This window comes from Paludibacterium flexuosum (assembly GCF_037076605.1).
GTDB lineage: Bacteria > Pseudomonadota > Gammaproteobacteria > Burkholderiales > Chromobacteriaceae > Paludibacterium.
The window spans coordinates 2,215,680-2,228,428 of the sequence record NZ_AP029060.1 but is presented as its reverse complement, the minus strand read 5'-3'; the positions used below and the strand labels follow the sequence as shown (position 1 = coordinate 2,228,428).

General features: G+C 63.9%; 13 protein-coding genes. 10 read left to right on the top strand and 3 right to left on the bottom strand.

The annotated features are described in order from the left end of the window. The first annotated feature begins 72 nt into the window (after positions 1-72). Positions 73-639: a hypothetical protein gene (locus tag AACH39_RS10615; protein ID WP_338619888.1), complete on the top strand. Its 567-nt coding sequence runs from the start codon at positions 73-75 to the stop codon at positions 637-639. Between the two features lie 15 nt (positions 640-654). Here AACH39_RS10615 and AACH39_RS10610 read toward each other — a convergent pair whose 3' ends face one another. Continuing rightward, positions 655-1,002, bottom strand: a complete 348-nt coding sequence (locus AACH39_RS10610; protein ID WP_215779996.1) for an antibiotic biosynthesis monooxygenase — start codon at positions 1,000-1,002, stop codon at positions 655-657. Positions 1,003-1,013: 11 nt separating this feature from the next. Next, positions 1,014-2,045, bottom strand: a complete 1,032-nt coding sequence (locus AACH39_RS10605) for a hypothetical protein (RefSeq protein ID WP_338619887.1) — start codon at positions 2,043-2,045, stop codon at positions 1,014-1,016. Between the two features lie 76 nt (positions 2,046-2,121). Between AACH39_RS10605 and AACH39_RS10600 the strand changes: the two genes are divergently transcribed. From AACH39_RS10600 to AACH39_RS10575, 6 genes are all read left to right on the top strand, one after another. After that, positions 2,122-2,802 (top strand): winged helix-turn-helix domain-containing protein, encoded by a 681-nt coding sequence (locus AACH39_RS10600; RefSeq protein ID WP_338619886.1) that lies wholly within the window; start codon positions 2,122-2,124, stop codon positions 2,800-2,802. Positions 2,803-2,878: 76 nt separating this feature from the next. Beyond that, positions 2,879-3,193, top strand: coding sequence for a hypothetical protein (locus AACH39_RS10595; RefSeq protein WP_215780034.1), 315 nt, complete (start codon positions 2,879-2,881; stop codon positions 3,191-3,193). A 255-nt stretch (positions 3,194-3,448) separates the two neighbouring features. Next, entirely contained in the window at positions 3,449-3,967 is a 519-nt protein-coding gene (locus AACH39_RS10590) for a PAS domain-containing protein (RefSeq protein WP_215780037.1), read from the top strand. After that, positions 3,942-5,414, top strand: a complete 1,473-nt coding sequence (locus tag AACH39_RS10585; RefSeq protein WP_338619885.1) for a methyl-accepting chemotaxis protein — start codon at positions 3,942-3,944, stop codon at positions 5,412-5,414. Before AACH39_RS10590 ends, AACH39_RS10585 begins: the two co-directional genes overlap by 26 nt. A gap of 129 nt (positions 5,415-5,543) precedes the next feature. Beyond that, a complete protein-coding gene (locus AACH39_RS10580; RefSeq protein ID WP_215780040.1) occupies positions 5,544-6,764 on the top strand; it encodes a 6-phosphofructokinase in 1,221 nt (406 codons plus the stop codon). 109 nt (positions 6,765-6,873) lie between these two features. After that, positions 6,874-8,190, top strand: coding sequence for an MFS transporter (locus tag AACH39_RS10575; protein ID WP_338619884.1), 1,317 nt, complete (start codon positions 6,874-6,876; stop codon positions 8,188-8,190). A gap of 8 nt (positions 8,191-8,198) precedes the next feature. On the opposite strand, the gene AACH39_RS10570 is transcribed toward AACH39_RS10575, so the two are convergent. Continuing rightward, a complete protein-coding gene (locus AACH39_RS10570; RefSeq protein ID WP_338619882.1) occupies positions 8,199-9,395 on the bottom strand; it encodes an MFS transporter in 1,197 nt (398 codons plus the stop codon). Positions 9,396-9,495: 100 nt separating this feature from the next. On the opposite strand from AACH39_RS10570, the gene AACH39_RS10565 reads away from it, so the two are divergent. The 3 genes from AACH39_RS10565 to AACH39_RS10555 all read left to right on the top strand — a co-directional run bounded on the left by AACH39_RS10565 (position 9,496) and on the right by AACH39_RS10555 (position 12,703). Next, positions 9,496-10,392, top strand: coding sequence for a LysR family transcriptional regulator (locus AACH39_RS10565; protein WP_215780044.1), 897 nt, complete (start codon positions 9,496-9,498; stop codon positions 10,390-10,392). A gap of 218 nt (positions 10,393-10,610) precedes the next feature. Next, on the top strand, positions 10,611-11,396 hold the full coding sequence (locus tag AACH39_RS10560) for a transporter substrate-binding domain-containing protein (RefSeq protein ID WP_215780046.1): 786 nt from the start codon (positions 10,611-10,613) through the stop codon (positions 11,394-11,396). Next, complete coding sequence (locus tag AACH39_RS10555; protein ID WP_215780049.1) at positions 11,393-12,703, top strand: sensor domain-containing diguanylate cyclase; 1,311 nt, start codon at positions 11,393-11,395, stop codon at positions 12,701-12,703. Before AACH39_RS10560 ends, AACH39_RS10555 begins: the two co-directional genes overlap by 4 nt. Positions 12,704-12,749 lie beyond the last annotated feature (46 nt).

Here is a 12,749-nt window from a genome sequence, read left to right as displayed (position 1 = left end):
TGTCGGCATTGCACTATCATCATGGATGACCGGTGTGCCGATGGCACCCGGCATGGAACCGGGAGCCTGCCCATGCTGCGTCGTTTTAACCCTGTCATTGTGGTGTTCGCCACCGCACTGTTGTCGGCCTGCAGTTCGACCATGGCGCCTGTCGCCGGCACCGACAATGTCTGTGTCGGCGAGGTGCAGCCCATGCCGCCCGGCGTGGTCGAGGTCGCTGATCCGGCGCTGCTGGCCCGGGCGCTCGGTGCGCCGCTGCAGGGCAAGCTGTGCCAGGGCAAGGTGGGACAGCTGCAAGCCGGGCAAACGCTGACGGTGTACCGGGTGTGGGACAGCAGCAAGCCCTATACCGCGCTCGGTGGCTGGTGGTCGCTGCAGCGGCCGCAGGGGCCGCGCGATGCCTATCGTCTGGCCAATGACATCTGCCCGTCCTGGAGTGCGCTGGATCATCTCAGTCGCTGCACGCTCAAGCCGGGTGCGCGGATGGTGCTGGGGCCGGGGCAGAGCGCTCAATGCGGCGAGACACAGATCTATCCTCCCTCTGCCGTCAATCAGGTGTATCTGCCGAATGATGCGCAGCATCAGCAGGTCGTTGTGGAGCACTGCGAGGATCTGGGCAGCTGGCCGACGCCGCCCTGAGGCGCCGGCCGTGCTTCAGGCGCCGTGGCGTATCCGGCTGTCTGCCGGTGCCTGTGTCCGTTCATCGAGGCCGTAATCCCGCATGACGCTGGCGACCCGCAGGCGGTAGGCGGCAAAGACGCCGTTTCTGCCGGCCTGCTGCGCACGGCGATGGGATGCCAGCGAGCGCCAGCGCGCAACGGCGTGTTCATCACGCCAGAAGGACAGGGACAGCAGTTTTTCCGGCTGGCTCAGGCTCTGGAAGCGTTCGATGGAGAGGAAGCCATCCATCTGCATCAATTCGTCCTTCAGTTGGGCAGCCAGGTCGAGATAGTGTGCTCGGGCGCCTTCTGCCGGTTCGACTTCGAAAATGACGGCAATCATCGTTTTGACCTTTATTCAAATTCCACAACACGGGCATTAAGGGAACGGCGCCAGTGCCAGCTCGGCAGGGGGCGTCGGCTGATACCGCCTTGCAGCAGGTGTTCGATCCCCCCCTGGGCCACGGCATCTGCCCAGTCGGCGCCAGGGCAGGCATGCACCCCGTCGCCGAATGCCAGATCGTTCGGTCCATCGGCCGTATGGCCGGCCAGGGTGATCAGCAAGGTGTCGCCGGCCTGAACCGGGCAACCGAGCAGGTTGACGGGTTCCGCCGCGAAGCGACGGGTATTCTGAATCGGGGCTTGCACATGCAGGGCCTGGCGGATCCAGTCGCGGCTTTGCCCTTGCCACTGCTGTTGTTCGGCCTGGAGCAGGCTCTGTCCGATCAGGCCGGCACAGCCTTCGCAGGCCTGAAACCACAAACCGACGGCGTTGGCCACCAGCAGGGTCGTGGTGTTGGCCAGACCGCTACGTTCAAGGGTTTGTGCCAGCGTTTGCAGCAAGGGGCCGGGGTGGTCGAGTTGCTGGCGAATGCGCTGCATGAGCTGGCTGGCGGCCCGGGCTCCGGCCGCGATTTCGGCCGGCAGCCCCCCGGGGGCGATGCAACGCAGCATGGCGAGCACTTCCTGGCCAATGGCAGGCCAGTGTGCCGGGGCCAGGCCGAAGGCATCGGCCAGCACGGCCGAGGGCAGGTGGTAACAATAGGCAGTCAGTTCGTCCCCGGTCTGCGGCGCGGGTAGTTGCCTGGCGACATGACGGGTCCGCTCGCGCAGCGCCGCGTGCTCGAAGTTGTCCAGTGCCTGGCGGATGGCGGCTTTCAAGTTGGCATGAGCTGCGCCATCTTGCATGCGTACCAGATGGGCGAACAGTTCGCCGGCCTCACTGCCCAGCAGGGCAGCGGGTACGGGCTCGGCGAGCGGTCGAACCCGCAGTGCCGGGCAGCGCAGTACGGCGCGGGCGGCTTCGGCTGAGCGGGTCTGCCAGCCGGGCAGGGCGGGGTCTGCGTGCAGCGCCGGGTCGGGTTGGGTGTGTGTGTGCAAGGTCAATGGCGGCTCCTGATGAATGTGTTGCAGGGACAAGATAGGGCTAGGCCGGACCGGATGCTTCGCTTACCATCGAAATATGGAAGAAGACTGGATGGAAAACCGGCTGGCGGCCCTGGCGGCTGCCGTTGCCGACAAAACCCGGGCGCGCATGTTGTGTGCCCTGCTGGATGGCCGTGCCTATACCGCCACCGAGCTGGCCGTCGTGGCCGGGGTGGCGGCATCGACGGCCAGCAGCCATCTGGCGCGGCTGCAGCAACAGCAGTGGATCGAATGTCTGCCGCAGGGGCGGCATCGTTATTTTCGTCTGGCTGGCGTGCCGGTGGCGGAGGCGCTGGAGCAGTTGCTGGGGCTGGTCGCCGCGGAGGTGCCGGTCATTCGCCGTCAGACGCCTGAGCCGCTGCGTTATATCCGCACCTGTTATGACCATCTGGCCGGTGAAGTGGCCGTGCAGGTGCATGATCGCTTGTTCCGTCTTGGCTGGCTGGACGGTGAGCACTATGCGTTGACCGAGACCGGGCAACAGGGGCTGGCCCGGCTTGGCGTGGACGGGTCCGGGCGTGCCGGCCGGCGGCGCTTTGCCTGTCGCTGTCTTGACTGGAGCGAGCGTCGGCCGCATTTGGGCGGGCAGCTGGGGGCAGCCTTGCTGGAGGCCTGCCGGCAGCAGCAATGGGTTTTGCCGGTGCTGGACAGCCGGGCCCTGCAACTGACCGCACTGGGTCGTCGGCAATTGCAGGCGCATCTTGGGCTGGTTTTCTGAATGATCCCCTACAGTTTTTGCCGAAACGTCGTTATATTGACGCCTTTTTTCTGAAGTACAGGATCACATCGTTGTTATGGCTACGTTTCGTCAAAAGGTGCTGTCGCGCCGCCCCCGTTTCTTTTCTGCTTCTTGCGCCGCTGTGGCGCCGGTGACTCCTGCCGCGGCAGCGGTCAAGTCTGCGCCGCTGGCCGCCAAGGCCCGTGGCCCGTGGCAAGCCTGCCTGGAGGAGACCGATGGTGCTGCCCAGCAGCGTCCCTATGTGGTGATGCGCCACGATCTGCCGACCGGCCCCGAGTGCCTCAAGGGCCAGGGTGGCCGCAAGCGCCGCTTCGGCAGTCTGTCTGCTGCGGAGGCCGCCGCTGCCGAGGCCAATCTCGACGCGGTTTGATCCTCTGATCCCGTTCGCGCGCATGGCCAGCCGGCCATGCGCCATGTTGGCCACCACCGCCTTGTCCCCTTGCTGATCTGCCCCCCTGTTTCTGTGTCCCTGCGGGCGCTGGCAATGCTTGTGTCCTCGCCTCTGTATTTTTGAATATCTATTTGGAATCGTGCGCTGGCTGACCCAATAATGGAAGGCGGGTCGTGACTGCTGCCTGATGGCTGCCGGGCAGCATGGGGCGTACTGCTGCACACAGGGGGGAGCATGAAGAACAAGATCCAGCCGACCAGGCAGGAAAAGGTCATGCGCGAGCACGACTTCATCGTCTCGAAAACAGACACCAAGGGCATCATCACCTACGGAAACCGGGTATTCATCGAGTATTCCGGTTATACCGAAGCCGAGTTGCTGGGTGCCCAGCACAACATCATTCGACATCCGGACATGCCGCGCGGGGTGTTCAAGCTGCTGTGGGACACCATCAGTAGTGGTCATGAGATCTTTGCCTATGTGAAGAACATGGCCAAGGACGGCAGTTTTTACTGGGTGTTTGCCAATGTCACGCCGGACTATGACGAGCAGGGGCGCATCATCGGCTATTACTCGGTACGGCGTTGCCCGAAGCGCAGTGCGGTAGAGATCTGTGCCGATCTGTACCAGCAGATGCTGGCCGAAGAGCAGCGCGCCGGCCCGCGCGATGCCTGTGCTGCCTCCGTTGCCCTGCTGCAGTCCGTCCTGAGCCAGAAAGGGGTCAGTTATGAACAACTTGTCCTTTCACTCTAGGGTCAGTCTGGCGGTCGTGATCCTGTGCAGTCTGCAGGGACTGGCCTTTGTCTGGACATGCTGGCACAGCGGCTTCGACTGGGTGCAGCTTGTGCTGTGGCTGGTGGCCATGGCAGCCGGCTATCTGTATGTCTTGCGCAGTCGGGTGGATTTTCGCCTGCTGCAGAAAATCGAAGATGTCACCCTGCAGGTGGCGCGCGGCAAATTGACGCTGCGCATCACGCATATCCCCGCCAGTGACGAGTTCGGCCGCATTGCCTGGGCGCTGAACGACATGCTGGACCAGCTGGAGGCCTGTTTCCGCGAGCAGCAGACGGCGATCAGTCGTGCCTGTGCCGGGCAGTTTTTCCGCCGGGTTCAGCCGGTGGGCCTGCATGGCAGCTTCCGCGCGGCACTGGATCACACCGATCAGTCTTTTGCCATCCTGGCGCAGAATGCCGAGGCCGAGCACCGCGATGCCCTGCTCTCCCGGCTGGCTGCGCTCAATGCCCGCAATCTGTTGGCCAATCTGGCCACCACGGACGGCGATATGCAGGGGATTGCCGCCACCACGCAGCAACTGGCCGAGCTGTCGCGCGACAACGCCGCGGCGGCATCCGACAGCCAGCAACTGGTGGGCGAGATTGTGCAGGCACTGACGCAGATTACCAGTCAGATCGACCTGACCAGTGGCTCGGTGCAGGATTTCAGCAGCCTGTCGGAAGAGGTGGGACGCGCTGTCGGGGTGATCGCCGATATTGCCGATCAGACCAATTTGCTGGCGCTCAATGCGGCGATCGAGGCAGCCCGCGCCGGGGAAATGGGGCGGGGGTTTGCCGTCGTGGCGGATGCGGTGCGCCAGTTGGCCGAGCGCAGCAAGCAGGCCTCGGGCGAGATTGCGCAGTCGATGGCGACGCTGGGCAGCCGTGCGCATGACATGGCCGAGATCAGTCAGTCGATGCGCAGTATGGCGCATGCTTCCGGCGAGCATCTGGCCGGGGTGGAGCAGCGCTTTCAGCTCAGTGCCCAGCGCGCCCAGCAGGCGCTGGTCGGCACCGCGCACCTGCATGATATTTGCGTGGCCTCGCAGGCCAAGGTCGAGATGCTGTCCTTCAAACAGAATGGCTACATCGGGGTGATGGGCGGCGACCAGGTCAGCAGCGCCCGGCAACTGGCTTCGGTGGCGGCGCAGGAGAGCGTCTTCGGCAGCTGGTATCAGAGTGTGGCCGATCAGGCTGGCTATGCCGGTCTGCCGGCCTTCCGCGCGCTGCGCGAGCCGCACGAAAAACTGCATCAGGCCATGCAGCGGGCCATGCAGCTGTCCGAGACCAACTGGCTGGAGGATGCGCCGCGCCAGCAGCAGATCGTGCAGCAGTTTGAAGCGCTGGAGCAGGCCAGTCAGCAGACTTTCCAGTTGCTCGACGAACTGGTGCGTCAGCGCCAGGGGACGGGGGGACTGGCGCACTGATCGCGACTGAGGGCAGGGTTGTTTGTCCGGGGTCAAACCTTGTTGCCGGGGGCGACTGTTCGGACGGACGGGCCTGTGCTGAAATGGATCTTCATCCGGCACAGCGCCCAAGAAGCGGAAAGCGACATCATGACGGCAACTCCCCTGCTTTATTTGCAATCCGGCGGCCCGACCGCCGTGCTCAATGCCTCGGCCCAAGGGGTGATCGAGGCGGCCCGCCGGCTGGACCGGCCCCTGCTGGCCGCGCGTGATGGTCTGGCGGGTCTGGTGAAGGGGGAGCTGGTCGATACCGCGCACGCCAGTGACAGTGAAGTGGCACGACTGCATACCCTGCCGGGCGCCAGTTTCGGTGTCAGCCGTCACATGGTGCCGTCCTGGGAGGAGGCGCCGCAGGAGTGGCTGGCGCTGCGTGACCGGCTGGAGCGCCATGATATCCATCATCTGCTGATCAACGGCGGGAACGGCAGCATCGGCTGTGCCGCCAGGCTGGCGCAGTTCGAGCAGCATACCGGCTACCCGCTGACGGTGATCGGCATTCCCAAGACCATCGACAACGATCTGGTCGGCACCGATTTCAGCCCGGGGTTTCCTTCCGCCGCCCGCTTCCTCGCCACGCAGATGCGTGAGGTGGCGGTGGATATGGCCAGCATGGCGCAACGGCGCATCTTCATCATGGAAACCATGGGCCGGCATACCGGCTGGCTGGCCGCCTCGACGGCCGCGGCCGCCCATCACGACGGCGATGCGCCGCAGGTGATTTTGCTGCCGGAGGCCAGCTTTGATGCGGCGCTGTTCCTGCAGAAGGTGAATCAAAGTCTGGAAACGCATGGCAACTGCGCGATTACCGTGGCGGAGGGCTTGACCGGAAAGGATGGGCGAGCGCTGGCCGAGATTCGTTCCGATACCATTTATGGCCATGAGCAGCTGGGCGGGGTCGGTACCTGGCTGGCGGCGCTGCTCAAGCGCGAGCTGGGCATGACCAGCCATGTGGCTCAGGTGGATTGCCTGCAGCGCGCGGCACGCCATCTGGCCTCTGCCGTCGATCTGCGGCTGGCGCATCTGGCCGGCAGTACGGCGGTGGAGTGGGCGGTCAACGGGCGGCATGGCGTGATGACCAGCCTGGCTCGCCGCGACAGCAGCACGCCGTCCTGGGAGGTGGTGCCGGTGCCGCTGGCCGACATTGGCGACCGCGAGCGCATGATGCCGGATGATTTCATCGACCGCGAGAATCTGTGGGTGACGCCGGCCTTCATGCGTTATCTGCGCCCCTTGCTGGCCGGGGCGGCTGCCGTGCCCTGGGGTGACGACGGGCTGCCGGATTGTCGCGCCATCGAGTGGCTGCCGCTCTGATGGCGCCCTGGCAGGGCGCTGGCTGCCATATTTGTTAAATATTCCGTTCCGGAGCGGGCCAGTGGCGAAGGTAGACTGAGCATTTCACCTTCGTCGCTGGCCCGACATCATGTCTGCACTCTTCGCTGATGCCTCTGCCTGGCTTCGCCACCGTCTGGGGCAGACCTTTGCCTCGCTGGGCGAATTCAATTACCGCCTTTGGGCCCTGGGGGCTCTGGTGTCGAATATCGGCACCTGGATGCAGCGCACTGCGCAGGATTGGCTGGTACTGACCGAGTTGACCCACCACAGTGCCACGGCGGTCGGCATCGTCATGTCCTTGCAGTTCGGTCCGCAAATGCTGCTGACACCGCTGGCCGGCATGGCCGCAGACCGACTGGACCGTCGCAAGCTGCTGATGGCCACGCAGTCGGCGGCGGCACTGCTGGCGCTGGCGCTCGGCCTGTTGTCGATGACGGGTTGGGTCCGGCTGTGGCAGGTGTATCTGTTTGCCGGTCTGCTGGGCTGTGTCACGGCCTTTGACGGGCCGGCGCGGCACAGTTTCGTCAGCGAGCTGGCCAGCGAGCAGCGCCTGTCCAATGCGGTGGCGCTCAACTCGCTGTCGTTCAACAGTGCGCGGCTGATCGGTCCGGCGCTGGCCGGGGTGATGATTGCCGCCATCGGCACCGGCTGGGTGTTTGTGGTCAATGCGGTGTCATTTGTCGCGGTGCTGGCTTCGCTGGGGGCCTTGCGCGTGCCACAGCTGTATCGCAAGCCGCGCGATCCGCGGCAATCCAGCGGTTTTGTCGACGGGCTGCATTATGTGGCCGGTCGGCCGGATCTGCTGGTGATGATGGCCATGATGTTCCTGTTCAGCACCTTCGGGCTGAATTTCCCGATTTTCATCGCCACCATGTCGGTCGGGGTGTTTCATGCCGGCGCACAGCAATACGGCTATCTGAGTTCGACCATGGCGATTGGCTCGGTGACCGGCGCCCTGCTGGCAGCCGGCCGCAGCCAGCCGCGCATTGCCTTGCTGGTGTGCAGCGCGGCCGCGTTTGCACTGGTATTTGCCGTCGCCATTCTCTGGCCGCATTACCTGGTGTTTGCCCTCTGTCTGACGCTGCTCGGGGTTTGTGCGCAAACCTTCAATACCGCCTGCAACAGTGCCATGCAGCTGGCTTCGGCTCCGGCGATGCGCGGCCGGGTGATGGCCATGCATCTGGCCATCATGCTGGGTGGCACGCCGCTGGGGGCACCGTTTGCCGGCTGGATGGCTGACCGCTTCGGTCCGCGCTGCGGTCTGCTGGTCGGCATGAGCGCCGGCGTTACCGCCGCGCTGGTCGGCTTGCGCTATCTGATTCGCTACCGCGGTTTGCGGCTGGAGCGCCGCGACGGGCGCTGGCGCCTGCATGTGCAGGCTGCGGCACCCGGCACGGCCGCCTGAGCGTTCGGTCAACGCGGCTGGGTGCCCATGGCCCATTCCCCGCCCGGTTCCCGGCGGTCGAGACGGCCGCTCAGGGTGGTCAGGGCCAGGGCCAGCAGCACGATCAGGGCCCCGATCCAGGGGGTGGGCATCAGGCCGGCGCGGCTGACGATCAGCCCGCCCAGCCAGGCGCCGCCGGCGATGCCAAGATTGAAGGCCGCGATATTCAGTCCGGAGGCGACATCGACGGATTGCGGGCTGACCCGCTGCGCCAGTTGCACCACATAGACCTGTAGTCCCGGCACATTGCCGAAAGCGAATGCCCCCCACAGCAAGACCGTGAGCAAGGCCAGCCAGGGCATGGGCGCGGTCACGGCAAACAGCAGCAACACTGCCGACAGGCCGGCAAACACAATCTGCAGGGCGTTCACCGGGCCGCGGCGGTCTGCCAGCCGGCCACCCCACACATTTCCGATGGCGACCGAGATGCCGTAGGCCAGCAGGACCAGGCTGACGGCATTGGCGCTGAAGCCGCTGACCTGCTGCAGGATGGGAGCCAGGAAGGTGAAGGCGACGAAAGAGCCGCCATAGCCGACCGCCGTCATGGCATAAACCAGCAGCAGCCGTGGTTGCTGCAGAACCCGCAGTTGCTGGCTCAGTCGGGTGATGGGCGGTTGCGGCAGGTCGCGCGGGATGAACAGACTGGCACTGAGCAGGGCCAGGAGCCCCAGCAGGGCCACGGCCAGGAAGGTGGCACGCCAGCCAAGGTGCTGGCCGATGAAAGTGCCCAGCGGTACCCCGGTGACCAGGGCCACAGTCAGACCGGAGAACATGGTGGCGATGGCGCTGGCAGCTTTGTCGCGCGCCACCAGACCGGTGGCGATAGTCGAGCCGATGGAGAAGAACACGCCGTGTGCCAGACCGGTGAGGACGCGGGCCAGAACCAGGGTGGCGTAGCCGGGGGCCTGCCAGGCCAGCAGGTTGCCCAGGGTGAACAGCATCATCAATCCGAGCAGCAGTGGCTTGCGCGCGACGCGGCCGGTCAGGGCGGTCAGCAGCGGTGCGCCGAGTGCGACGCCCAGGGCATACAGGCTGACCAGTAGCCCGGCAGAGGGCAGGCTGATGCCGAGATCGCCGGCAATGGTCGGGATCAGCCCGACGATCACGAATTCGGTGGTGCCGATGGCAAAGGCGCTGATGGTAAGCGCCAGCAAGGCAATGGGCATGGTACAGACTCCTGCAAAGTGATAAGGCCTGCAGTGTGGCGGATTGGTTGTTGCAGAAAAACTGGTTAATTCGGAAAACATTTTTGTCTAAAATGCAAAAATGAATCTGACCTTCGAAGAGCTTCAGGCCTTTGTGGCCGTGGTGGACTGCGGCTCGCTGACCGCCGCGGCCGAACAGCTGACGCAAACCGTGTCGGCGGTGAGCCGGTCGCTGGCACGTCTGGAGTGCAAGCTGGAGACCGCCTTGTTGCAGCGGACGACTCGCCGCATGGTGTTGACCGAAGAGGGGCACTTTTTCCTGCCGCGCGCGCGGCGCATCCTGGAAGAACTGACACAGACTGCCGAGCTGATGGCGCTTCGCAAGCAGCAGCCGGCCGGTCGCCTGCGCATCAATGCGGCATCACCTTTCATGCTGCATGTGCTGGTGCCACTGGTCGGTGCCTTCCATCGTGCCTATCCACAAATTGAACTGGCGCTGCACAGCAGTGATCAATTGATCGATTTGCTGGAGGAGCGCACGGATATTGCCATCCGCATCGGTGCATTGAGCGACTCGACGCTGCATGCCCGCGCCCTTGGCCGCTACCCGCTGCGGGTGCTGGCCAGTCCCGGCTATCTGGCGCGCCATGGCCTGCCAGGCAGTGTGGCGGCACTGGCACAGCATCGCCTGCTCGGCTTTACCCAGCCCGAGTCCCTCAATCTCTGGCCCTTGCGTCACGGGCAGGGTGAGCGTTATGCCATCACGCCAGCGCTGAGCGCTTCCAGCGGGGAGACCTTGCGACAGTTGGCGCTGGACGGAGAGGGGGTGGTGTGTCTGGCTGATTTCATGACCCAGGCCGATCTGCAGGCGGGGAGACTGTGTCAGATCTTGCCCGAGCAGACGGTGCCGGTATGGCAGCCGGTGCATGCGGTGTATTACCGCCAGAGCAGCCTGGCTCCCCGGATTGCCTGCTTTCTGGATTTTCTCAGTCAGCACCTGTCACTTTCAGCGCCTTAAACAGAAAGTTTCTGCCCCGCTTGGGGTAGGCCAAGTGCATGAACATTGATTTATTGCGACTTTTGACCCAATGCTTACTTAAATGCACCTGTCCTTGAAAAATGGACATGGTCAATGCATCAGGCATTGCACTCCGGTGGGCCCGGCGCTTTCTCCGGCTTGTCGCCGCGGGAAGAATCAGTGCCGCCCTGCCGGTCGCGCACTTTCGGGAGTGAGTCGTGAGACAGGATTGTGAGCAGGGACGTCGATTAAGCGCGTGGATGCTGGCGCTGAGCCTGCAGGCCTTGCCGGCCGCGGCCGGTCCCACGCTGGTGTTTTATTCCGAAGAAGGGCAAAAGCCGATGTCGTATCAAGAGAACGGCATGCCCAAAGGGGAATACATCGATCATTTTCTGCGTATTGCCCGCCAGGTTCCCGGTTATCAGATTGAAATCCACTTTGCGTCCTGGGCGCGCGGACTGGAGGAGACGCGCGAAGGGCTGAGTGCCGGGCTGATCGGCGCTTACTATCGGCCACAGGAGCGGCCGTATCTGAACCATTCCAAAGCGATTTATCAGGAAGATGTGGCGGTGCACTGCAACCGCGATGCGGTGGCGGACCGGCAATTCAGGCGCTATCCGGATGATTTTGCCGGCCTGACCTTTGGCAATCAGCGCGGCTATCTGGCGCCCGGGCCGCAGTTCTTTGCCATGGCGGCGCAGGGGCGGATCAAGGTGGTCGAAGGGCTGGCGTTTACCGGGCTGGTCAAGAAAATGCTGGTGGGGGAGATTGATTGTGTGGTCAATCCCAGCCTGGTGCTGGACCAGGCGATCACCACGCTGGAGGCGCAGGGCCTGCCGGAACGCATGCGCTATAAATCGCGGCGCATCATGCTGGTCAAGACCGAGAGCGTGCATGTCGGCTTCAGTAAAAAATATGAAGCCAGCCACCCCGAGCTGAAGACCTTTCGCGCATTGTTTGACCAGATTGCCAGCCGCTATCCGGTGGCCCGGATGACGCCATGAAGTCCATTCGCCTGCGGCTGATCCTGCTGTTTGTGGTGGTGACCACCACCACGCTGGGGGCCTTTGCCTATTACGAGCAACGTCTGCTGCGGCACGACCTGGAGAATCGCTTTGTCGCTTTGCAGCGCGATATTGCCAGCAGATTGCAGCAGGATCTGGCTCAGCCCCTGTGGGACATGGACCTGGGGGTGGTCAATGCCAAACTGGAGGCGGCATTGATCCCGCATGAGGTGCAGGCGGTGTATCTGTATGTACCAGATCAGAAGGAAGCGCTGGCCGGGCTGGCGCGCAATTTGTCCGGCAGTGATTTGCCCTCGCGGGCACCGGACCAGTTGGAAGATGAAATGCGCCAGGTGCTGATTTTCCCACCGCCGCAGGTGGATCCGGCACGGCGCAAGATCAGTATTGGCCGGGTTTCGGTGTATTTTTCGCGGGCCGGGCTCGAGCAGGCGCTCTCCGTCGCCATGCTGCGGCGGCTGGTGGAAGTCCTGGTGGCGAACATCCTGTTGCTGATGGTGCTGTTTTTCAGCCTGCGGCTGGTGTTCGTGCCGCTCAGCAGCCTGCGCAATGCCTTGCATGATCTGGCCAGCAATCAGGCCGAAGATTTGCAGGCCTTGCCCAGGACGCAGCTGCTGGAGTTCGACCAGGTGGTCGAGGGCTTCAATGCCACGCTGGGTAAAGTGAAAACCGTCATCGCCCGTCACCGCCAGGCGGAGGCGGCGGCCCTGGAGGCCAGTCAGCGAACCCAGGAGGCGCTGGGCCAGGTCAGGCTGGCGCAGCAGGAGCTGCTGGAAAGCAATCGCCAGCTGGAGCGGCTGACCGTGACTGACTCGCTGACCGGTCTGGGGAACCGTATGATGCTCGACCGGGTGCTGGAGGAGCAGCTCAACCGTTATCGTCGCTATGGGGGGGTGTTTTCGCTGGTGTTGCTGGATATCGATTTTTTCAAGCGCATCAACGACACCCATGGCCACCCGGTTGGCGACATGGTGCTGGTGGCGCTGGCGCAATTGCTCAAGCAGAGTACGCGCAGTGTGGATGTGATTGGCCGCTGGGGCGGTGAAGAGTTTTTGCTGATCTGTCCGGATACGGACCTGTTCAGTGCACTCGAACTGGCGGAAAAGTTGCGTCAGCGTGTCGAGAGCTGCCACTTCCCGATCATCGACGCCTTGTCGGCCAGTTTTGGCGTGGCCAGTGTGCAGGAAGACGATAACGCACAAAGCTTGCTGGCGCGGGTGGACCGCGCGCTGTACCGCGCCAAGGACGGGGGCCGCAATCGCGTGGTGGGCGAGTCTGCCTCGGCCTGATTGGTTCTGGAACGGGGTCAGGTCTTGTATTTTGCGTCGTGACGCA